General features: G+C 59.6%; 20 protein-coding genes. 9 read left to right on the top strand and 11 right to left on the bottom strand.

Annotated features, from left to right (window positions below; translation table 11 throughout):
* Positions 1-104: 104 nt before the first annotated feature.
* Positions 105-1,349: an OprD family porin gene (locus tag PFEN_RS13285; protein ID WP_191487274.1), complete on the top strand. Its 1,245-nt coding sequence runs from the start codon at positions 105-107 to the stop codon at positions 1,347-1,349.
* Positions 1,350-1,474: 125 nt separating this feature from the next.
* Here the strand turns inward: PFEN_RS13285 and PFEN_RS13280 are convergent, their stop codons facing one another.
* The gene (locus PFEN_RS13280; protein WP_191487273.1) at positions 1,475-2,593 is read right to left on the bottom strand and encodes a glycerophosphodiester phosphodiesterase; all 1,119 of its coding nucleotides are present in this window, start codon (positions 2,591-2,593) and stop codon (positions 1,475-1,477) included.
* Between the two features lie 228 nt (positions 2,594-2,821).
* Here PFEN_RS13280 and PFEN_RS13275 point away from each other — a divergent pair, with 228 nt between their 5' ends.
* Positions 2,822-3,151: a DUF2025 family protein gene (locus PFEN_RS13275; RefSeq protein ID WP_191487272.1), complete on the top strand. Its 330-nt coding sequence runs from the start codon at positions 2,822-2,824 to the stop codon at positions 3,149-3,151.
* A 12-nt stretch (positions 3,152-3,163) separates the two neighbouring features.
* On the opposite strand, the gene PFEN_RS13270 is transcribed toward PFEN_RS13275, so the two are convergent.
* Positions 3,164-3,487 (bottom strand): antibiotic biosynthesis monooxygenase family protein, encoded by a 324-nt coding sequence (locus PFEN_RS13270; protein WP_191487271.1) that lies wholly within the window; start codon positions 3,485-3,487, stop codon positions 3,164-3,166.
* The gene (locus PFEN_RS13265) at positions 3,484-4,203 is read right to left on the bottom strand and encodes a CTP synthase (protein WP_191487270.1); all 720 of its coding nucleotides are present in this window, start codon (positions 4,201-4,203) and stop codon (positions 3,484-3,486) included. The genes PFEN_RS13270 and PFEN_RS13265 overlap by 4 nt, the downstream gene beginning before the upstream one ends.
* Before the next feature lie 80 nt (positions 4,204-4,283).
* On the opposite strand from PFEN_RS13265, the gene PFEN_RS13260 reads away from it, so the two are divergent.
* Positions 4,284-5,189, top strand: a complete 906-nt coding sequence (locus tag PFEN_RS13260; RefSeq protein WP_191487269.1) for a LysR family transcriptional regulator — start codon at positions 4,284-4,286, stop codon at positions 5,187-5,189.
* Positions 5,190-5,296: 107 nt separating this feature from the next.
* Here PFEN_RS13260 and PFEN_RS13255 read toward each other — a convergent pair whose 3' ends face one another.
* The 4 genes from PFEN_RS13255 to PFEN_RS13240 all read right to left on the bottom strand — a co-directional run bounded on the left by PFEN_RS13255 (position 5,297) and on the right by PFEN_RS13240 (position 9,426).
* The gene (locus tag PFEN_RS13255; RefSeq protein ID WP_191487268.1) at positions 5,297-5,836 is read right to left on the bottom strand and encodes a DUF1003 domain-containing protein; all 540 of its coding nucleotides are present in this window, start codon (positions 5,834-5,836) and stop codon (positions 5,297-5,299) included.
* A gap of 94 nt (positions 5,837-5,930) precedes the next feature.
* On the bottom strand, positions 5,931-7,244 hold the full coding sequence (locus PFEN_RS13250) for a methyl-accepting chemotaxis protein (RefSeq protein ID WP_191487267.1): 1,314 nt from the start codon (positions 7,242-7,244) through the stop codon (positions 5,931-5,933).
* Positions 7,245-7,570: 326 nt separating this feature from the next.
* Positions 7,571-8,644 (bottom strand): diguanylate cyclase, encoded by a 1,074-nt coding sequence (locus PFEN_RS13245; protein ID WP_191487266.1) that lies wholly within the window; start codon positions 8,642-8,644, stop codon positions 7,571-7,573.
* A gap of 167 nt (positions 8,645-8,811) precedes the next feature.
* Positions 8,812-9,426: a TetR/AcrR family transcriptional regulator gene (locus tag PFEN_RS13240; protein ID WP_191487265.1), complete on the bottom strand. Its 615-nt coding sequence runs from the start codon at positions 9,424-9,426 to the stop codon at positions 8,812-8,814.
* A gap of 198 nt (positions 9,427-9,624) precedes the next feature.
* On the opposite strand from PFEN_RS13240, the gene PFEN_RS13235 reads away from it, so the two are divergent.
* Together PFEN_RS13235 and PFEN_RS13230 are read left to right on the top strand one after the other, a co-directional pair.
* The gene (locus tag PFEN_RS13235) at positions 9,625-10,674 is read left to right on the top strand and encodes an MBL fold metallo-hydrolase (RefSeq protein WP_191487264.1); all 1,050 of its coding nucleotides are present in this window, start codon (positions 9,625-9,627) and stop codon (positions 10,672-10,674) included.
* A gap of 82 nt (positions 10,675-10,756) precedes the next feature.
* Positions 10,757-11,317, top strand: a complete 561-nt coding sequence (locus PFEN_RS13230; RefSeq protein WP_191487263.1) for an AAA family ATPase — start codon at positions 10,757-10,759, stop codon at positions 11,315-11,317.
* Positions 11,318-11,321: 4 nt separating this feature from the next.
* Here PFEN_RS13230 and PFEN_RS13225 read toward each other — a convergent pair whose 3' ends face one another.
* Positions 11,322-11,651 carry a helix-turn-helix domain-containing protein gene (locus PFEN_RS13225; protein ID WP_191487262.1) on the bottom strand — a complete coding sequence of 110 codons (330 nt, stop codon included), beginning with the start codon at positions 11,649-11,651 and terminating at the stop codon, positions 11,322-11,324.
* Positions 11,652-11,868: 217 nt separating this feature from the next.
* Between PFEN_RS13225 and PFEN_RS13220 the strand changes: the two genes are divergently transcribed.
* Complete coding sequence (locus tag PFEN_RS13220; RefSeq protein ID WP_191487261.1) at positions 11,869-12,177, top strand: chorismate mutase; 309 nt, start codon at positions 11,869-11,871, stop codon at positions 12,175-12,177.
* Between the two features lie 119 nt (positions 12,178-12,296).
* On the opposite strand, the gene PFEN_RS13215 is transcribed toward PFEN_RS13220, so the two are convergent.
* Positions 12,297-13,601 (bottom strand): MFS transporter, encoded by a 1,305-nt coding sequence (locus PFEN_RS13215; RefSeq protein WP_191487260.1) that lies wholly within the window; start codon positions 13,599-13,601, stop codon positions 12,297-12,299.
* Positions 13,602-14,170: 569 nt separating this feature from the next.
* On the opposite strand from PFEN_RS13215, the gene PFEN_RS13210 reads away from it, so the two are divergent.
* The 3 genes from PFEN_RS13210 to PFEN_RS13200 all read left to right on the top strand — a co-directional run bounded on the left by PFEN_RS13210 (position 14,171) and on the right by PFEN_RS13200 (position 17,348).
* Positions 14,171-15,424 (top strand): OprD family porin, encoded by a 1,254-nt coding sequence (locus PFEN_RS13210; RefSeq protein WP_191487259.1) that lies wholly within the window; start codon positions 14,171-14,173, stop codon positions 15,422-15,424.
* A gap of 161 nt (positions 15,425-15,585) precedes the next feature.
* Positions 15,586-16,413 carry an NAD-dependent epimerase/dehydratase family protein gene (locus PFEN_RS13205; protein WP_191487258.1) on the top strand — a complete coding sequence of 276 codons (828 nt, stop codon included), beginning with the start codon at positions 15,586-15,588 and terminating at the stop codon, positions 16,411-16,413.
* A 47-nt stretch (positions 16,414-16,460) separates the two neighbouring features.
* On the top strand, positions 16,461-17,348 hold the full coding sequence (locus PFEN_RS13200) for an SMP-30/gluconolactonase/LRE family protein (RefSeq protein WP_191487257.1): 888 nt from the start codon (positions 16,461-16,463) through the stop codon (positions 17,346-17,348).
* Between the two features lie 602 nt (positions 17,349-17,950).
* Here the strand turns inward: PFEN_RS13200 and PFEN_RS13195 are convergent.
* Together PFEN_RS13195 and PFEN_RS13190 are read right to left on the bottom strand one after the other, a co-directional pair.
* Complete coding sequence (locus PFEN_RS13195) at positions 17,951-19,198, bottom strand: ribonucleotide-diphosphate reductase subunit beta (RefSeq protein WP_191487256.1); 1,248 nt, start codon at positions 19,196-19,198, stop codon at positions 17,951-17,953.
* A gap of 415 nt (positions 19,199-19,613) precedes the next feature.
* A complete protein-coding gene (locus tag PFEN_RS13190) occupies positions 19,614-19,877 on the bottom strand; it encodes a DUF2790 domain-containing protein (protein ID WP_191487255.1) in 264 nt (87 codons plus the stop codon).
* Positions 19,878-19,908 lie beyond the last annotated feature (31 nt).

The following is a 19,908-nucleotide window of genomic DNA, read 5'->3' as shown; positions in this document are numbered from 1 at the left end:
GCCATCGGGCCCGGGCACTACTGATCCTGATATTTCAACCACATCGGTCGCGATCCCAACGCCCCCGAGAGGGTCGGCTCGCGTCCGCAATAAAGGAGCACACCATGAAGCCGTTCGATTATTTATCCCGTTTGTCCGTGCCGGCGAGCGCGTTGGTGGGGGTGGGGCTGCTCTGGGCGCCGGGCGCCCAGGCGGATTTCCTCGCCGACAGCAAGGGGACCCTGGAGGCCCGCAACTTTTACTTCAACCGGGATTTTCGCCAGTCGGGCTCGCGGGAAAAAGCCGATGAATGGGCCCAGGGATTCTTGCTGCGCATGGAGTCCGGCTACACCGAAGGCACGCTGGGCTTTGGTCTCGATGCTTTGGGCATGGTCGGTTACAAACTCGACTCGGGCCCTGGCACGGCGGGCACCGGCCTGCTGCCGGCGGACACCCGGCACGGCGGTTCCCAGGACAGCTACGGCAAGCTGGCGGTGGCCGCCAAGGTGCGTTTTTCCAAGAGCACCCTGAAGGTGGGGAGCATGCAGGTCAAGGATCCGCTGATCATTTCCAACGACACCCGCCTGTTGCCCGGGACCTTCCAGGGCGGGCTGCTGAACGTGCAGGAAATCGAGCACTTGAAGCTGACAGGCGGCTCGTTCAACCAGATCCGCTACGTCGATTCCACCGACGATCAGAAAATGACGGCCAACCGCATCGGCGGTTCGAGCGACAAGTTCCAGTTCGCCGGCGCGGACTATCAGTGGTTGCCCAGCCTGCTGACCCAATACCGCTATGGCAAGTTGGAGAATATCTACCAGCAGAATTTTCTCGGCCTGGTGCATAACTGGGACCTGGGCCAGGGCCGGATGTTGAAGAGCGACCTGCGTTATGCCCGCAGCAGCGAAGACGGCAACTTCCGTCCGCTGGATAACCGCGCGTTGGGCGGGATGTTCACCTACAGCGTCAAGGGGCACGCCCTGGGGCTTGGTTATCAGCGCATGAGCGGCAAGGATCCATACCCTTACATCGGGCACAGTGATCCGTACCTGGTGAACTTTGTACAGATCGGTGACTTTGCCAATATCGACGAGCGTTCCTGGCAGGTGCGTTATGACTATGACTTTGCGCAGTTGGGCTTGCCGGGTTTGACCTTCATGACCCGCTACGTGTCTGGCGACAACGTGCAACGTACCGTTCCGGGCGAAGGCAAGGAGTGGGAACGCAACACCGATATCGGTTATGTGTTCCAGGACGGGACGCTCAAGGGGCTGGGCGTGAAGTGGCGCAATGCGACGGTGCGTTCGAACTTCGGCAATGACCTGGACGAGAACCGGCTGATTCTCAGCTATACCGTGGCGCTCTGGTAAGCGCAGGCGGCAGATAAATCCACCAGCCGCCGCGGAACCTGTAGGCGCCTGGCTTGCCAGCGAAAGGGGCCTTGAGGTCGCCAAAAGCTTCGCGTGCAAGCAGCGCTCCTACAGGTTTGCTGCTCTCAGTACCCGTTGGCCTCAAGAATCTGCGGTATGGTTTTCGGTGATGGGCGCTTGAAGTACTTCAGCAACTCGGCCGAGCGATTGGTGAAGATGCCATCGACCCCCGCATCCATGACTTTCTTGTAGTCCTGCGGCGTGTCGACGGTATAGACATGTACCAGCATGCCCTTGTCGTGGGTGTACTGGTTCATCCAGGGCTTGACCAGGTCCGAGTAGCTCTGGTCGCCACCGTCGCTCAGTTCCGCCGACGGACCGGTACCGATGGCGCCCTGGGCCTTGGCATAGTCGACCCACTTCTCGAATTCGGCCTTGTCCTTGGGTTCCTGCTTGGCGTAGTAGGCGGCCTTGGTCTTCTCGCCGGAGTCGGCGAAGCTGACGTTCGACCTGGGCTCGATGCTGCCTTCACCGACCCACAGCAACAGGATCTTCGGTGTGTCCGGCATTTCCTTGTGCAACAGTTCCAGGCTGCTCTTCTCGAAGGTCTGCAGGATCACCCGGCCTTTGCCCTGGCCGACTTGAGGTTGTTCCTTGGACACCACCGGGTTTTCGCTCAGCAGGCCGCGCTCCTGCAGCTTGTTCTTCAGCTCATGCTCGATACCGGGGAACTGCTTGGGTTCCTTGGTCTCGATGTACAGGCCCGGCTGATGTTTCGGATTGGCCTGGGCGATGTCGATGATCTGGTCCAGGCTGAGGATCTTCAGGCCGACGTAGGAGGGGCGTGCCCGCTCGGGGTAAGCCTTGTTGAACCAACTGCCGGCGTCCAGGGTTTGCAGCTCGGCCCAGGTGAACGCGTTGGCCGGGCTGTCCTTGCGCTCGGGGAACTTGCTGGCGACGTCGGTGGTGCGCGACAGGTTGTTGTCGTGCAGGGCGAAGATCACCCCGTCCTTGCTGCGTTGCAGATCCATTTCCAGGTAGTCGGCACCCAGGTCGCGGGCCAGCGTGTAGGAGGCGGCGGTGGATTCCGGGGCATCGAAGGAGGCGCCACGGTGGGCGATCACGGCAGGGTGGGGAATGCCGGCCAAGGCGGCGATCTCGCTGGAGGTGCTGTTGGCCTCGGCGCTGCCCAGGCCCAGCAACAGGCTCAGGACCAGGGCGCTTTTGGTGAAGTTGACGGGCATGCTCGAATTCCTTTCGCGGAGAGTGGAGGTGAGGGCTTCCTTTTAACAACTGATTGCTACAGCTGCTATCGTGAAACCGACGCAAACGTGCGCCAGATCCGGTTTTCGGTTTTTTCATCGGGTATTGTGCTTCAAGATTTGTCGCCGATTTCCCCGCCAGAGGGACAGGCCCGCCCTGCGTGTAAACCAGCCATTCATGAGCCTTGTGGCTCTTCAGCGAGGTTTACCATGCCTATCACGTCCGAGCTTATTTGCCAGGCCGCCGACCAACTCAAGGGCTTTGTCGGCTTCAATCGCAAGACCGCTCAGTACATTGTCCGCTTCAGTGAGGATTCCTTCGGCATGGATGTGGCCGATGACGCCATCTATCCGGCCTGCGAGTTCGTCTGGCGGCCAACCGTGCACGAGACCATGTGCCTCAGTCGCGAGCGGATTCAGTTGTTGCTGGAGCAGAACATCGATGACCGGATCAACATCACCGAACCGTTGCGGGTCTACCAGCGTCGTGTGGACATTCCCGAGATCGTGGCGCTGCGCAGGGTACTCAGCGCCTCTTGAGGCAAGCGGCCGTCAACGCTGGAAAGGGTAGTCCCGTTCGACCTTGCACACCCGGGTATGAAAGGCCTGGTACCAGGTTGAACGACCGCGCTCGCGGATTTCGCTGTGCTCGGCGTGTTGTTTCCAGGCTAGGATCGCCGCTTCGCTGCTCCAGTAGGACACGGTGATGCCCAGGCCATCCTCGCCCCGGGCCGACTCCACGCCGAGAAAGCCCGGTTGTTCCCGGGCCAGTTCGAGCATGCGCCGTGCCGCCTCGCCGTAGCCGTGATCTCCCTCGGTGCGCAGGGAGGTGAAGATCACGGCGTAGTAAGGTGGCGGTGGTGTCTGGGCGATCATACTGGTGGCCTCGCGCAGGCTCTCAGGAATGCACTGGCCAATGCTGGGGTATGGCCTTCCAGCGCCGCTCGCTCGGGTTGGAACAGGGTCGCGACGAAGAAGGGATGCCCCTTGAGTTCGACCGCTCGCAGATCGCCCTGAGTGTCATAACCGCTGGCCCGTAGGTCGCCGTCGAGCAAGGTGCTTTCGAACTCGGGATTGATGCCGTAGCGGCAGTGATAGCTTTCATGAGTCTCCAGGGTCCCGTAGGCCTTGGCGATCAGAGTGTTTTCGACAAGCTGGATACGGTCGTGGGCATCGACCAGCGAGCAGCTCAGCGGCGAAATCACCGCGCGCGCCGAGTCGGGCGCGGTTTCACCATGCTCGGCGTCCGTCCAACCCAGTACGTGGCGGGCATATTCCAGGACGGCGTGCTGGAAACCGGCACAGGTGCCCAGGTACGGGCGCCGTTGTTCGCGGGCATGGGTAATCGCCAGCAATGCGCCTTCCAGGCTGCGGTAGGGGCTGCCCGGCGTGCACCAGAAACCGTCGAAAAGGCTCAGGTTGGTCTGGGATGTGAGACTGTCGGTGGCCAGCCATTGGGTTTGCACGCTCAGCCCGGTAGCCTCGGCCGCTCGTTGCAGGGCCATGGAAATGGCGCGGTGAGCGGTGATCCGCGGGTCGTGATCGCCGATCAGGGCGATGTTCAGGACGGTGTGTGGCGAGCGCTGCTCCATGGATATTTTCCCCAGGCTTGTTGATTCCTGGAGCGAACTATAAGGTGGCGATGACGCATTCAATATAGGCACTTGCCCAAGTGATCAATGCATCGCTGCACTATCGACTGGAACAGACCGACTTGTCGTTGATTCTCGCGTTGGTCCGTGGGCGCTCCCTGGCGCGGGCGGCGGGATTGCTCAGGGTCGATGTCTCGACGGTGTTTCGTTCGGTGCGTCGCTTGGAAGCGGCGCTGGGCCGGCAATTGTTTGAAAAAAGTCGCGCCGGCTATCTGCCCACCAGCCTGGCGCAATCCCTGGCCGAACAAGCGGAGCGTGCCGAACAGGCGCTGGAGGCGGCATGTATCAGCATCGAGCAGGGTGGCGAGGTGATCAGCGGCACGGTGCGTCTGACCTGCACCGACTCGGTCCTGCACGCGCTGTTGCTACCCGCGTTGGCGCGGTTCATGCCGGGTTATCCAGCGCTGGCGCTGGAGCTCAGCAGCTCCAACGATTTTGCCAATCTGAGCCGGCGCGATGCCGATATCGCGTTGCGCTTGACCACCTCGCCGCCGGAACACCTGGTGGGGCGCTGCCTGGGCGCGGTGTCTTACCGGGTGTGTGCCAGTCCCGCTTATTGGTCGAGCGCCGTTCTCGAAGACCTGGAACCACTGGCCTGGATCGCCCCGGACGATTTCCTTCCGGATCATCCCAGCGTGAGCTGGCGCCGCCAGCGCTTTCCCGGGGTGTTGCCGAGTTACCGTTGCAACAGCATGCTGTCGGTGGCGGAGCTGGCGCGGGCCGGGTTGGGGATCGCCGTGCTGCCGGACTTCATGGTGGGCGAGCGGCAGGGCTTGCAGCCGCTGGCGCAGGTGCCGTCGAGCTACGACACGGCGTTGTGGTTGCTGACCCGTCCCGATTGCCGGGCATTGCGCTCGGTGGTGACCCTGTTCGATGAACTGGCGCGGGCCATTTGTCTTGGGCCGGGTGCTGGAACACCTTCTTGAAAACACGCCGCTCACCCGCAGACGCCTAGCTTGCCAGCGAAGCTTTTGGCGCCCTCAACGGTCCCTACAAATACCCGGCGCTTTTCAAATACTGTTTCGTCAATGGTTCAGGTTTTACGCACGAAATGCTCATGCATCTCCAGGGTCAGGCTCTCGATGCGTTCGGTCAGTTGCTTGGTCATTTCGGTCAGATGAGTGTTCTGTTCAAGCAGCGTCAGCAGTTGCTCGGTATTTTTTGCCGCCGCTGCCTGCCGCTCGGTATTGGCCATGGCCAGGGCTTCGCGGTGCTGGGCGTCCGCGTCGGCATGGGCTTTGTCACGGGCGGCCTGACGGGTTTGGGCCAGTAGAATCAACGGGGCGGCATAAGCTGCTTGCAGGCTGAACGCCAGGTTGAGGAGGATGAACGGGTAAACGTCGAACTGGGTTACCCCTGTGATGTTGAGGATAATCCAGACCGCGACGATGACCGTCTGTGCCCCGAGGAACATCGGCGTACCAAAAAACCGTGCAAAGGCTTCGGCCTTCAGGGCGAAAGTGTCGTTGCCGAAGGTGGTGGACAAGTGCGCGTGGGGGCGATGGAAACGTAGAGGGTCGACGGTTTTCGAGGGGGCTTCAGGGCTTTTGGTCGCGGGATCTTTTGACGTCATGGCGAACTCTGCAAGGCATGGGAATCAAGGCTCACTATAGCCCCATCCGATGCAGCCCGGTGCCGTCCCTGGCACCCTGGTAGCTGGCCGTGTGTCAGTTGCGCTCGCTGGCGAACATGCTCACCGCCTGCACCGCATGACTGGCCCCGTCGCGGATCTGCAGAATCACCGTACCGGCTTGGTCCGCCAGGTCTACCCCTTTGGCGGCCCGGTCCCGGGTACCGTTCATGCTTTCGATGGCCAACTGGGTTTCGTTCTGGATCATGCCGATCATCCCGGAAATCTCCGCGGTCGAGCCGCTCGTGCGCGCCGCCAGCAGCCGTACCTCATCGGCGACCACCGCGAAGCCGCGTCCCTGCTCACCGGCCCGGGCCGCTTCAATGGCCGCGTTGAGTGCCAGCAGGTTGGTCTGGTCGGCGATCCCGCGAATGGTGTTGACGATGGCGGTGATCTGTTCGGAGCGCTCGCCCAGCTTGGCGATCAGTGCCGAAGAGCCTTCGATGTTCGAAGCGATTTCGCGCATTTCGCTGGCCGCCTGCTGGATGACACCGGTGCCATGCTCGGCGACTTTTTTGGTCTCGACCGAAATGTGGTACGCCTCGCTGGCACTCTTGGCGTCCTGCTCGTGTTTCTCGACACGGCTGGTAACGTCCGAGGCAAACTTGACCACCTTGTACAGCTTGCCGCCAGCGTCGTACACCGGGTTGTAGCTGGCCTCGAGCCACAAGGTCTGGCCACGCTTGCCGACGCGCTCGAACTGACCGCTGAAGAACTCGCCCTGGTTCAGCCGCCGCCAGAAATCCTGGTACTCGCTGCTGTTGGACATGGCCGGCTTGCAGAACATCTTGTGGTGCTTGCCCTGGATTTCCGCCTGGGTGTAGCCCATCAGGCCGAGGAAGTTCTGGTTCGCGGCAATCACGCTGCCGTCGAGATTGAACTCGATCATCGCCATGGCCCGGTCGATGGCCTGCAGCTTGCCGTTGGCCTCGCTCTCGCGTTGCACATTGGCGGTGACGTCCAGCGCGTATTTGACCACCTTGAGGACGTTACCCTTGTCATCCTTGATCGGGTTGTAGCTGGCTTCCAGCCAGACCGACCGACCATCGGCTGCAAGGCGCTCGAACGTCCCGGATTCGAACTGGCCGGATTTCAGCCGCGCCCAGAGCTGCGGGTATTCGGCGCTGCGGGCGTAGGCGGGGGTGCAGAACATCCGGTGCGGTTGGCCCACTACCTGTTCCTGGCGGTAGCCGGTGGCCCTGAGAAAGTTATCGTTGGCGCGCAGGACCGTGCCATTGAGGTCGAATTCGATCACCAGCATGGACCGCTCAATGGCACTGAGCTGGTTGGCTTGTTCGGTCAGGGAGTGTTGCAGGGCACTGATGGTTTTCTTATCGGAGGTGAATAGCATGGCGTCGGCTCGGAGAGGGATACAGCGTGAGAGTCAGTCCATGGTCATGCGGCTTGCGGCTTGTCCAGGGGACAAGGGAAGCGACAGCCCGATGCCAGCGCTCCATGCCTGGCAATTCACTACGGCGTATACGGCCGCACACCATTTTCGATCCAGGGCACGCACTGCCGCGCCCATGAAAATCCGTGAGCTGTGCGAATGCCTGCATTCAGGTCATCGTTCAGGAAAACGCTGGCTGAATGATGGCGTTATGATATTTTAATCTTATACAAATAGCCGTGAAGCTGTACAACTTTATGCGGTGTCTTTCAGACCGATGGAACCGCTCAGGCGGAGTTGGCCAAGCTGCAACATGCATTGCCCGCGTCCGCGCTGTTGACCTTGTTGCGTCCAGTGTTCTTGGCGACATAGAGTGCCTTGTCGGCCTCGTTCAGCCAGGCGCCGGCATCGTTGAAGTCCGCGCGGCAGGTAGCCAGGCCGATACTCAGGCTGACCCGCAGCTCCGGTACCTCGTCGTTGCGGTAGTTGCCGAAGGCCTCGCGCAGCCGCTCCATGACTTCACAGGCCCGCTGCACTGACATCTCCGGCAGGATCACACAGAACTCGTCGCCGCCATAGCGTCCGGCCAGGTCATCTTCGCGCAGGTTATCGCGCAGGTTCTTGCTCAATTGGCGTAGAACGCTGTCGCCGACCAGGTGGCCATAGGTGTCGTTGATGGCCTTGAAGTGGTCGATGTCGATCAGGGCAATAACCGCTTGGCACTGGCTGTGTCGACATTTGTGGAACTTGAGGTGCAACAGGTCTTTCCAGGACCCGTGATTGAGCAGTCCGGTGAGGCTGTCGGTACGGCTCAGGGCACTGAGGGTGCGTTTGTGCTCGGTCAGCTTGATCGCCAGTTGGTAGCAGCCCATGCCGATCACCAGAGGGTAGAGGATCAACACCGGCAGAATGCTGTAGATCTGCGCCGTCGTGGTCAGCGGATTGAAGGCCGGGGTGAAAATCAGCCAGGACACCAGGATACCGATGGCCTGGGCAACCAACCCCTGGGCCATCAGTCGCGGTCCGCCGGCAGCGATATTGTGCATGGCCATCAACGACAACATGTTGACCGTGGTCAGTGGCGTGAACTGGATGGTGGCGGCCCAGAATCCACCCATCAGCGAGTCGATCAGGATATTGCGGCGTTCGGCCCGATAGGGGAAGGGCGAGCGCTTGGCGACCTGGTAGGCCAGGTGCGGCCAGGCCACGGCATTGATCGCCATCAGTACCCAGATCCACATTGGCATGGCTAACGGGTAAAGCGCGGTGATTATGCTGAAACAGCCGATACCAACGCCTACCGTGCGAGGCAGGTAGATGCGCTTGGCAAACGACTGCCCTTTGCCACGTTGGATTTGCATAGGTTCTTTGCGCCACTTTTTAATCTGAACACCTGGGCGGTGCTCTGCACGGAACGGCCGTTCATCGGATAAGGAGGATGAATATTGTCGAGCATTCCGTAAAGAATAATCAGTGTCCTTCCAAGCCATTTCAAAGGACTTGCGTCGGTTTTGGCGGCCTGCGCCGGCTATTTGACGATTTCGTAGCCGGCGAGAAACAGATCCAGCGACGATTCTATGACACGAGCCTGTGTCGGCGGGTCCAGGGGCGGCTGGCCAAGGCTGATCTGCGGCCAGAAGGCGAAGGTCTTGAGCAGGCCGTGCAGTTGTGCCGTCGCGAAAGCCGGCTCCACGGGTTTGAAGGTACCGTCGGCCTGGGCATCGCGAATCCATTGATTGAAGGCCTCTTCCTGCTCGGCCAGGCGCGCGACCATGCCTTGGGCGCGTTCGGGGGCATGGATGGTGGCGGCAATCGCGACCCGGGCGAGATCCAGGAAGCTGCTTTCACTGAGCAGTTGCAGTTTCAGGACCAGCAATTCGCGCAACTGCTCGCGTAAGCTGCGATCCGAGTGGTAGGCCATATCCATTTGTGCCGCGCTGCAGGCCCACAGGTGGTGCAGGATTTCGGCGAACAATTCTTCCTTGCTGGGGAAGTGATTGTAGACCGTGCGTTTGGACACCCCAGCCTTGGCGGCGATTTTGTCCATGCTGGTGACCTCGAAACCGTCGGCGCGAAACGCCTCGATGGCCGCCTGGATAATGGCTTCGCGCTTGCGATCGGTGAGGCGTAGGGGAGCGGTCATGGGGCGGCTTCGGCAGGAGAGGAAAAGTTACACTCGGTAGTTTACTTATCGACAGCGTTGTTGCAAGCTTGAAACTACACTGTGTAGTGTAGTTGCATCAGTCCGGTATTTCATCGATCAAGGCTTGCGTGCAGCGGCTCTCGATCATCCAGCAGAAGAACGTGGGAACCCTTGGCGGTTTCCGGGAGTCACCCTGTTATGACCACTCGTTCGCTTACCCGCGCCAAACCGTCGTCCTTGCAGGAGCAGGGGCAGTACCGTAACCATGCCCCGACCCCCCAAGGCGGGTTCGGCAAGATGCTCGGTATTTTCTGGAAAATGCTCTTTCACAAGCCCCACAATACCCGCCCGGCCGGCAGTGTTCCGGTGTTGGCGCTGACCCGCGAGCAACTGCTGGCGGCGCCGGACTTCAGCGTGTTTCGTCTCGGCCACTCGACCTTGTTGCTCAAGCTGCAGGGCCTGTTCTGGTTGACCGACCCGGTGTTCGCCGAACGTGCGTCACCGGTGCAATGGACCGGTCCCAAGCGTTTTCATCAACCGCCCATCAGCCTCGAGGCGTTGCCACCCATCGAGGGCGTGATTCTTTCCCACAACCATTACGACCATCTTGACTACAAGACAGTCCTGCAACTTGCCGCCAAGACCCGTTACTTCCTCGCCCCCATGGGCGTAGGCGATCTGCTGGTCAAGTGGGGCATTCCCGCGGACAAGGTTCGGCAGTTGGACTGGTGGGAAGAAACCCAGGTCGGCGACATTCGCTTCGCCGCCACCCCGGCGCAGCATTTTTCCGGTCGCACACTCTTCGACAACAACCAGACGCTGTGGGCGTCCTGGGTGATGATGGTCGGCGAGCAGCGGATTTTCTTCAGTGGCGACAGTGGCTACTTCGAGGGATTCAAGCAGATCGGTGAACATTACGGCCCCTTCGATCTGACCCTGATGGAAACCGGTGCCTATAACGTCGATTGGCCGCATGTGCACATGCAACCGGAGCAGAGCCTGCAGGCTCACGTGGATCTCAAGGGCCGTTGGTTGCTGCCGATTCACAATGGCACGTTCGACCTGTCCTTCCATGCCTGGCATGAACCCTTCGACCGTATCCTGACGCTGGCCTGGGAAAGCAATGTGTCTATCGCCACGCCGCGGATGGGCGAAGCTTTCAACCTGCTGCAACCGCATCGCGGGTATGCCTGGTGGCTGGAAGTGGAGCAGTTGGAAGAGGTACAAACGCCGATTACGGTACGTTAGCCTGCTTCACGGCTTACAGACCCGGGCTGGGGACAGGTTTATCATGGCGTTCGAGACAGCACACTGAGCGTCAGGAACGACCATGGCCCATCGAATTCATCTCTTCGGCGCGTCGGGCTCCGGTACCACGACCTTGGGTGTTGCGCTGGCCGAGCGTTTGGCTATTGCCCATTTCGATTCGGACAATTTTTATTGGCAACCCAGCGACAAGCCTTTCAGTTGCAAGCGCCCCCGTGACCAGCGGGTGCAGTTGCTGCGTGAGCAACTGGCCCACCAGGACAGTTGGGTGCTTTCCGGTTCGCTTTGTGGCTGGGGCGATCCCCTGATTCCGGCGTTCACCCTGGCGATTTTCATGCGCCTCGATCCCGAGCTGCGTTTACAGCGTTTGCGCCTTCGTGAATTCCAGCGCTACGGCGCGCAGATTCATGATGGGGGAGAACGCTTTGTCGCGACCCGCACCTTTCTGGAGTGGGCTGCCGGCTATGACACCGGCGACCATGGCACCCGCAGCCTCAAGCGACATGAAACCTGGATCAGGACCCTGCCATGTCCGGTGTTGCGGTTGGACTCCACCGAGCATGGGGTGGGGGCGCTGGTCGAGCAGGTGGTGCGAGCACTGGAGCAGCCGACAGCGGCGCGGTGAGCGGTTACTCGATCAGTTCGTAGTCCTTGCGCTCGATCGGATCGGGTGTGGTTCCGCGGATATTCATGCCGCGCCCGGGGGCAAAACCGGGAAAGAACACCAGACCTTCGGCCTCGAAGCGAAAGGCCAGGGCCAGCCGGGTGACATCCCGCAGTGGCGCCCCGGCTTCGAAGCGCTGGATGGCGCCGACCGAGACGCCGGACTCCCGGCTCAACTGCTCATGGCTCCAGCCCAACATGGCGCGAGCCTGCACACAGTGCAGGGGCGTGAATTGATGCAAAACGATGCGTTCAACGGTGGTCCTCATCACATGACTGGCGGCTTGGCTGGACATGGCGCTCTCCGGGCTTGATCGGGTGACTTGAATATACTGTGTTTTTGTACAGTTGTTTTGAGGTCTGATCAAACGATTTTTCAGCATTCCGATTATCGGTATCGGGTCGTTGCGCGCGCGGAGATCGGATCAACCCAGTAGGCGCAGCCTGGGCAAGGCTTGCAAAGGGGGAGAGGAATCAGCCAGAGTCATCGGTTTCAAAAGGAGATAGAACGATATGGCCGTCCGTTGTACATCACTCGAAGAAGTCCGTGAAAACATCGATCGCCTGGATCGGCAGATCGTAACGCTGCTGGCGGAGCGGGGGGCCTATGTCACTGAGGCGGCGCGCTTCAAGAAAGACACCGATGCGGTCAGGGCGCCGCAGCGCGTGGAGCAGGTGATTGCCAAGGTGCGGGGATTATCCGCGGAGCATGCCGCCAATCCTGATGTGGTCGAGCAGGTCTACCGGGCCATGATCGCGGCGTTTATCGCGCAGGAGCTGCAAGAGCATGGCAAGGCCCGCCACTCATCATCGCTAGCCTAGCCAGCCCCTCATGGCGGAGGGGCTGTTACCGATAAAGCCGTCGCCGGTCAGGATCGACGGCAATCGACCTGGCCAGTCCATACAGCCCGTTCCGACTCAATTGAAAATACAACGACCTCTCAGGCTACCGGCATGGATGGACGGTGATTCGCCTCATGTGGCTGCGGCTCGGGTTCCTGCGCAATCGCACGAGCGACATTCCAGACCACGATGGCGGCCACGATGTCCAGAACCGCCAGTACAACGAACAGCGGGCTGTAGCCGATTTTTGTCACCAGAACGCCGAACACCAAGGTGAAGGCTGCGGCCCCCAGGTAACCGAACATACCGCCCATGCCCGTGGCCGTGGCCACTTCGTTTTTGCCGAACGAGTCAGACGTGATGGCATACAGCGCACCCGACAGGGTCTGGTGGGCGAAACCACCGACACACAACAGGGCAATTGCCATGTAAGGGCTGTCTACCAAGCCAATACAGGCCGGGCCGATCATGCAGGAGCAGCCGAACAACATCACCAGCTTGCGTGAGGTGAACAGCGACACGTTGCAGTAGCGATGAAACAACGGACTCAGGTAACCGCCCAGAACACAGCCGATATCCGCCGCCAGGAAGGGTAGCCAGGCGAACATGGCGATTTCCTTGATGTTCATGTGCCGTTCGGTCATCAAGTACAACGGGATCCAGGCGTTGAAGGTCTGCCAGGCGGGTTCCGAGAGAATTCGGGCCGAGGCAATCGCGTAGAAATTGCGACTGGTGATGATCTTCTTCCAATTGCCTTTCTGTGGAGCGGCATCTTTGAAGTGAGCCTCCTGACCGGCCAGAATGTAATCACGCTCGGTGTCGTTCATATGAAGCTGATCACGCGGGTGTTTGTACAACAGAAGCCAGAGCCCGCTCCAGACAATACCCAGCCCGCCGACGATCAGAAACGCCAATTGCCAACCGCTTTGCAAAATCGCCCAAACCACCAGCGGCGGTGCGAGCAGCGCGCCCACGGACGAACCGATATTGAACCAACCAATGGCGACCGAGCGCTCTTTGGCCGGAAACCATTCGGTCGTGGCCTTGACGCCGGCGGGTAGCCCCGCGGCCTCGGTCAGCCCGAGCAGCCCACGCATGAATGCCAGGCTTTGCCAGCCGGTGGCCAGCGCCGCCGCCGCACAGGCCGCCGACCAGGCGATGGCGAAAATGGCAAAACCCATTTTGGTGCCGATGGCATCGATGATGTATCCAGCCACTGGTTGCATGAATGCATAGCAGAGTTGCCATGCCACCACGATCTGCGAGTACTGCTCGGTCGAAATACTCAATTCGCTCATCAGCGTTGGCGCAGCGACCGACAAGGTGTTGCGGGCTAGATAGTTGACGATCAGGCCGGCCGTCACCAGCCCGACCATCCACCAACGGATGCCTTTGATTTTCATCGTTTCACCTTAATTATTTTTAGATTGGAGGTGTACGTTCTCCACGCCTTGAGGGCAGGAGGTGTCCTTTATTTTTTAGAAGCGCTGGCTTGTTATACGTCATCGTACAACAAATCGTTTTATAGCCAGTTCGATTGCGCGCTGTCAATCGGAAAAAACACCGCTACCCACCGTAAACACTGCCTGAACGCTCTCAATCCGCCGCGCATCAGGCTTGATGTGCAATTGCCATTTTTTGATTTTCAGGTTGTTGACAATGAAGCAAGGATATTTTAATAATCAAATGCGTTGTACGACAACGTATATCTAGAACAACAATAAAAACAGGAGATTCTGATGACGCTTCCCTCCGCTACATCCCGTCCTCTCACAGGCGTCCAGAAGGACGGTCCGCCCGCTATCGCGCGCGCACCGTCGCACGCGATTTCGTGAACCTCTTCGCACGCTGATCAGACACGACTCAACTCCCGTTCAAGTCGCTGTCGGTGGCTATACATCGTTTTCCGCTCAACAGAAGGCCATCCATGGCCCCGGCGGAGTGCGTTTGCTTAACAAGGAGCACAACAATAATGACAATCCGCCCTACTCGACTCACCACTTCGCTTGCGGCGACAGGCTTGATCTTCGCCTTCCCGCAGATGTGTAGCGCCGCCGGTTTTCTCGACGATGCCCAAGCCAACCTGAATCTGCGCAACGCCTACTTCAACCGTAATTTCACCGACCCGGCCCATGCGCAAAGCACCGCCGCGGAGTGGACGCAGAGCTTCATCCTGGATGCGCGCTCAGGCTTCACTCCCGGAACAGTCGGTTTTGGGATGGACGTTCTGGGCTTGTATTCGGTCAAGCTGGACGGGGGGCGAGGCACTGGCGGGACACAGTTGTTGCCCTTGGACCACGACGGTGAGCCGGCCAGCAACTTCGGTCGACTGGGCGTGGCCGGGAAGGCGAAGTTTTCCAACACTGAACTGAAGGTCGGCGAATGGATGCCGGTGCTGCCGATCCTGCGTTCGGACGATGGTCGCTCGCTGCCGCAAACCTTTCGTGGTGGCCAGATCACCTCGAAGGAAATCGACGGCCTGACGCTTTACGGTGGCCAGTTCCAGCAGAACAGCCCGCGCAACGATTCGAGCATGACCGACATGTTCATGAACGGTAAGCCAGGCGCTACCTCCGACCGTTTCAACTTCCAGGGCGGCGAATACACCTTCAACGACAAGCGCACCCTGATCGGGTTATGGAATGCCCAACTCAAGGACATCTACAGCCAGCAGTACGTCAACCTGGTGCACAGCCAACCGCTGGGCGACTGGACCCTGGGCGCCAACCTCGGTTTCTTCTACGGCAAGGACGACGGCAGCGCCAAGGCTGGCGAACTGGAGAACAAGACCTGGTCCGGGCTGTTCTCGGCCAAGTACGGCGGCAACACCTTCTATGTCGGTTTGCAGAAGCTCACCGGTAACAGCGCCTGGATGCGGGTCAACGGCACCAGCGGTGGCACCCTGGCCAACGACAGCTACAACTCCAGCTATGACAATCCGCAGGAACATTCCTGGCAGCTACGTCATGACTACAACTTCGCCGCCCTCGGGGTACCGGGGCTGACCCTGATGAACCGCTATATCAGCGGCGACAATGTACACATCGGGGCCCTCACCGACGGCAAGGAACGGGGGCGCGAGTCCGAGTTGGCGTACACCGTACAGAGTGGAACATTCAAGAATCTCAACGTGAGATGGCGTAACTCGACCATTCGCAGCAACTTCACCATCAACGGGTTCAATGAAAACCGGGTCTTCATCAGCTATCCGATATCCCTGCTCTAAGCCGCGGGCGACAAGAGCATGACGCCTCGACTGCGAGCCATCGGCAGCCGAGGCGGGCTCGTCGCTGACGTGCGTTGACAGCGGTGAAAACGGCTGATGATAATCGAGTATGTTGTACGACAACCCATAATGCAGACAGCAACACCTGAGAGCGATCCTTAATGACTACCGCAACGACGGCGCATCAACCCTTCAACCGCCTTCTGCTGACGGGGGCCGCCGGAGGACTGGGCAAGGTACTTCGCCAGCGCCTGCGTCCTTTCTCCCGGATATTGCGTCTCTCCGACATTGTTGAAGTGGCGCCAGCGCTGGACGAGTGTGAAGAGGTTCAGCTCTGTGATCTTGCCGACAAGCAAGCCGTTGACCAACTTGTCGCTGGCGTTGATGCCATCCTGCATTTTGGCGGCGTTTCGGTGGAGCGTCCCTTCGAGGAAATACTGGGGGCCAACATCTGTGGGGTATTCCATATCTATGAGGCAGCCCGTCGGCACAATGTAAAGCGAGTGATATTTGCCAGTTCCAATCATGTGATCGGCTTCCACAAACAGGGCCATCGACTGGATGCCCATTCCCCGCGTCGCCCTGACAGCTACTACGGCTTGTCCAAGTGTTACGGCGAAGACATGGCCAGCTTCTATTTCGATCGCTACGGCATTGAGACCGTCAGCATCCGCATCGGCTCTTCGTTCAGCGAACCGCAAAACCGCCGGATGATGAGCACCTGGTTGAGTTACGGTGATCTGACGCAATTGATCGAGTGCGCGTTGTACGCCCCGAATGTCGGTCATACGGTGGTCTATGGGGTTTCGGACAACCGGAACGTCTGGTGGGACAACAGCTATGCCGCGCATCTTGATTTCAAGGCCCGGGACAGCTCCGAGCCGTTCCGTGGCCAGGTCGAGGCCCTGCCCATGCCGGCGGCAGATGATCCGATCCTGGTCTACCAGGGGGGGGCGTTCGTGACGTTGGGTCCTTTTGGCGATGACTGAGGCCCTTGCAAAAGAGCGTTTGCAAAGACCACCTGACTGGAATGGCCATGGATGTTGAACTGATTCTCGACGTGGCCAATACCACCGGCGAAAGCCCGGTCTGGAATTGTCGGGAACAAGCGCTGTACTGGGTCGATATTCCTGCCGGGCGCTTGTATCGCTGGGACCCGGCAAGCCGCCGCAGTCAAAGCTGGGCGGCGCCCGAAATGCTCGCCTGCATCGCCGCGCGCGCCGATGGCGGCTGGATTGCCGGCATGGAAAGTGGATTGTTTCGACTCACCGCCAACCTGGAGGGTGATCTGCGGTGCAGCCGTCTGAGCGGTGTCAACCACGCCTTGCCGGGCATGCGTTTCAACGACGGTCGGTGTGACCGCCAGGGCCGTTTCTGGGCCGGCACCATGCAGATCGACATAACGGCAGGTGTCGCGGCAGGTGGGCTATATCGTTATGACGCTGGACAAAACACCCCATTGGAGTCCCGGCTTGACGGTTTCGTGGTGCCCAACGGCCTGGCGTTCAGCCCCGACGGCAAGGTGATGTATCTATCCGACTCGCATGCGTCGGTACAACTCATCTGGGCGTTCGATTACGACATCGATAGCGGCACCCCGTACAACCGGCGCGTTTTTGTCGACATGAACCAGTATCCGGGGCGACCGGACGGCGCGGCCATCGACGTCGACGGTTGTTATTGGATATGTGCCAACGATGCCGGGATGATTCATCGCTTTACCCCTCAGGGCCAACTGGAACGTTCCATCAGCCTGCCAGTGAAGAAGCCGACCATGTGCGCCTTCGGTGGTCGCAACATGGACACCTTGTTCGTCACCTCGATCCGTCCGGGTGGCGATTTGAGTGACCAGCCGCTGGCCGGCGGTGTTTTTGCTGTTCGGCCAGGTGTTCGCGGGCTGGCAGAGACGTTGTTTGCTGGATAACCCCGCGCTATCAATCACCACGCGCCGATCATTCGCTGATGCAAATCGGGGGAACAGAAACTGTACAAATCAGATTGGTAAGCCGGGATGCAAGTCGCGAGCTTTTTGCTGAAAAATACGCCTCGTTCAGGTCTGTGAGGGCGAGCCGGTCAAAAACAAGGCGAAAAAAACCGAGCAACAGCTCGGTTTCTGAGAATATGCGCAGGTACGGAGTTTAACCATGCATACCGAGCATGCCCCCAGGCGCTTTATCCCGATGGACAGCGTATCCACTGAATTCCCCGTTCTCTACATCGACCAATGCCCCGCTGGTTGATCTGCACGCCCGCGTCAGCGAACGCATGCGGGCGGTCAACAAGTTGATGACCTTGTTCACCTGTAGCCGACTGAGCGATAGCGATCCACGAGACCTGGGCAATATCGCCGCGATTTCGCGGCTGTTGTTACAGGATGCCAGTGACATGTTCGATGTGATCGAAACGCGTGGGCTGGAAGCAAAACACATGGCTTCATAACGCAGTGATCAAAGGCAAACAAAAAAGCCCTGAACAGGTTCAGGGCTTTTCGGTATTCCAGTCTATTCACTCAAAGTGAATGCCCGATCAATCCCAGCTCAACGCACCGCCAGTCTGATACTCGATCACGCGGGTCTCGAAGAAGTTCTTCTCCTTCTTCAAGTCCATGATCTCGCTCATCCATGGGAACGGGTTGGTGGTGCCTGGGTACTCTTCCTTCAGGCCAATCTGGCTCAGGCGACGGTTGGCGATGAACTTGAGGTAATCCTCCATCATCGCCGCGTTCATGCCCAGCACGCCGCGCGGCATGGTGTCACGCGCGTATTCGATTTCCAGCTGGGTGCCCTGGAGGATCATCTGCGTGGCTTCTTCCTTCATCTCGGTATCCCACAGGTGCGGGTTCTCGATCTTGATCTGGTTGATCACATCGATGCCAAAGTTCAGGTGCATGGATTCATCCCGCAGGATGTACTGGAACTGCTCGGCCACGCCGGTCATCTTGTTGCGCCGACCCATGGACAGGATCTGGGTGAAGCCGCAGTAGAAGAAGATCCCTTCCAGCACGCAGTAGTAGGCGATCAGGTTGCGCAGCAGTTCCTTGTCGGTCTCGACGGTGCCGGTCTTGAATTCCGGGTCGGAGATCGAACGGGTGTACTTCAGGCCCCAAGTGGCCTTTTTCGCCACCGAAGGAATCTCGTGGTACATGTTGAAGATCTCGCCTTCATCCATGGCCAGCGATTCGATGCAGTACTGGTAGGCGTGGGTGTGGATCGCCTCTTCGAAGGCCTGGCGCAGGATGTACTGGCGGCACTCGGGGTTGGTGATCAGGCGGTACACGGCCAGCACCAGGTTGTTCGCCACCAGGGAGTCGGCGGTGGAGAAGAAGCCGAGGTTGCGCATGACAATGCGGCGCTCGTCGTCGGTCAGGCCCTCCGGGTCTTTCCAGAGGGCGATGTCGGCGGTCATGTTGACTTCTTGCGGCATCCAGTGGTTCGCGCAGCCATCGAGGTACTTCTGCCAGGCCCAGTCGTACTTGAACGGCACCAGCTGGTTGAGGTCGGCGCGGCAGTTGATCATGCGCTTTTCGTCGACCGCGACACGGGCCGAGGCGCCTTCGAGTTCGGCCAGGCCTTCGGCGACGTCGAGGGCATCGAGTGCCGCCTTGGCGCGGGCGATGGCGGCCGAGTCGGAAGCGGTCACGGCACGGGCTTCCTGGGCCGCGGCGCCACCGGCGCTGTCGAGGCGGTCCATGTTGGCTTCGGTGGCGTGCCCGGCGTTGGCGCCCTTGACGGCAACCTCGCCTTCTTCTTTGTCGAATTCGTCCCAGCTCAGCATGACGTGTCGTCTCCTGCGTGAGGGCCGGATGCCCGTGTGAAAAACACTGATGGTTTGCTTGTCACACGGCCACTGGCCGCTTTGGATCTAAAGGATGTGTTGCTTGCAGCAGCGGTTAGCGCACGCAAAAAACATTGAATAGGTACGGGATGGCCCCGTGTCGTCGCTGGGAGAGGGCGCCAGGCCTTCCCCTGTGGCCTGCAAGAGGCTGAATCGACGAGGGTTTTCAGCTCGATTCGACGCTTTTTCAGGCGCGAATGGAGACCGACAGTATAAGGTTTTTGTCTGGGTGTTTCAGCCAGTTTTTGCCGAAATGATTTGAGCGCAGGCGGGGCGGTGGTGCGGGGGAACACCTTTGCCGCAAGAATCGCTTCTTGCGGCGGGTGCTTTTACAGCGCGGGGTCAAGCCGGGGTTTTAACCATGGGAGCAGCCGTTCCCCATTACGCGGTATTCCATGATATGCCGGGTACCTTGTGAATCTTCATAGACCATGCGTGCCGGGACAACTTCGCAAACATCCGGGACTTCACTCATGGAGATAACTTTGTGAACATCTGGGTGAGAACTGTAAGTGTATTGTTCCACCGGAACGTTCTGGCTGGCAGCGTCGGTTGGAATCTCATCGGCCATGGCGGTTGCACACAGGCTGCTGAGGGCCAGAACGACTAGAGCTTTCATCTCGATTTACCTTCTTTGTGTCGTAAGGGGT

This window comes from Pseudomonas sp. FEN, from assembly GCF_904067045.1.
Classification (GTDB): Bacteria; Pseudomonadota; Gammaproteobacteria; order Pseudomonadales; family Pseudomonadaceae; genus Aquipseudomonas.
Note: the sequence above shows the minus strand (reverse complement) of the source record. Positions and strands in the feature narration are given on the sequence as shown.

What these genes read in the sequence shown, in the direction of transcription:
- PFEN_RS13215 (WP_191487260.1), bottom strand. Translation starts at nt 13,601, where the DNA reads ATGAAAATCAAAGGCATCCGTTGGTGGATGGTCGGGCTGGTGACGGCC.
- PFEN_RS13255 (WP_191487268.1), bottom strand. Translation starts at nt 5,836, where the DNA reads ATGACGTCAAAAGATCCCGCGACCAAAAGCCCTGAAGCCCCCTCGAAA.
- PFEN_RS13220 (WP_191487261.1), top strand. Translation starts at nt 11,869, where the DNA reads ATGGCCGTCCGTTGTACATCACTCGAAGAAGTCCGTGAAAACATCGAT.
- PFEN_RS13245 (WP_191487266.1), bottom strand. Translation starts at nt 8,644, where the DNA reads ATGCAAATCCAACGTGGCAAAGGGCAGTCGTTTGCCAAGCGCATCTAC.
- PFEN_RS13285 (WP_191487274.1), top strand. Translation starts at nt 105, where the DNA reads ATGAAGCCGTTCGATTATTTATCCCGTTTGTCCGTGCCGGCGAGCGCG.
- PFEN_RS13275 (WP_191487272.1), top strand. Translation starts at nt 2,822, where the DNA reads ATGCCTATCACGTCCGAGCTTATTTGCCAGGCCGCCGACCAACTCAAG.
- PFEN_RS13265 (WP_191487270.1), bottom strand. Translation starts at nt 4,203, where the DNA reads ATGGAGCAGCGCTCGCCACACACCGTCCTGAACATCGCCCTGATCGGC.
- PFEN_RS13205 (WP_191487258.1), top strand. Translation starts at nt 15,586, where the DNA reads ATGACTACCGCAACGACGGCGCATCAACCCTTCAACCGCCTTCTGCTG.
- PFEN_RS13225 (WP_191487262.1), bottom strand. Translation starts at nt 11,651, where the DNA reads ATGTCCAGCCAAGCCGCCAGTCATGTGATGAGGACCACCGTTGAACGC.
- PFEN_RS13200 (WP_191487257.1), top strand. Translation starts at nt 16,461, where the DNA reads ATGGATGTTGAACTGATTCTCGACGTGGCCAATACCACCGGCGAAAGC.
- PFEN_RS13250 (WP_191487267.1), bottom strand. Translation starts at nt 7,244, where the DNA reads ATGCTATTCACCTCCGATAAGAAAACCATCAGTGCCCTGCAACACTCC.
- PFEN_RS13235 (WP_191487264.1), top strand. Translation starts at nt 9,625, where the DNA reads ATGACCACTCGTTCGCTTACCCGCGCCAAACCGTCGTCCTTGCAGGAG.
- PFEN_RS13210 (WP_191487259.1), top strand. Translation starts at nt 14,171, where the DNA reads ATGACAATCCGCCCTACTCGACTCACCACTTCGCTTGCGGCGACAGGC.
- PFEN_RS13230 (WP_191487263.1), top strand. Translation starts at nt 10,757, where the DNA reads ATGGCCCATCGAATTCATCTCTTCGGCGCGTCGGGCTCCGGTACCACG.
- PFEN_RS13240 (WP_191487265.1), bottom strand. Translation starts at nt 9,426, where the DNA reads ATGACCGCTCCCCTACGCCTCACCGATCGCAAGCGCGAAGCCATTATC.
- PFEN_RS13270 (WP_191487271.1), bottom strand. Translation starts at nt 3,487, where the DNA reads ATGATCGCCCAGACACCACCGCCACCTTACTACGCCGTGATCTTCACC.
- PFEN_RS13280 (WP_191487273.1), bottom strand. Translation starts at nt 2,593, where the DNA reads ATGCCCGTCAACTTCACCAAAAGCGCCCTGGTCCTGAGCCTGTTGCTG.
- PFEN_RS13195 (WP_191487256.1), bottom strand. Translation starts at nt 19,198, where the DNA reads ATGCTGAGCTGGGACGAATTCGACAAAGAAGAAGGCGAGGTTGCCGTC.
- PFEN_RS13190 (WP_191487255.1), bottom strand. Translation starts at nt 19,877, where the DNA reads ATGAAAGCTCTAGTCGTTCTGGCCCTCAGCAGCCTGTGTGCAACCGCC.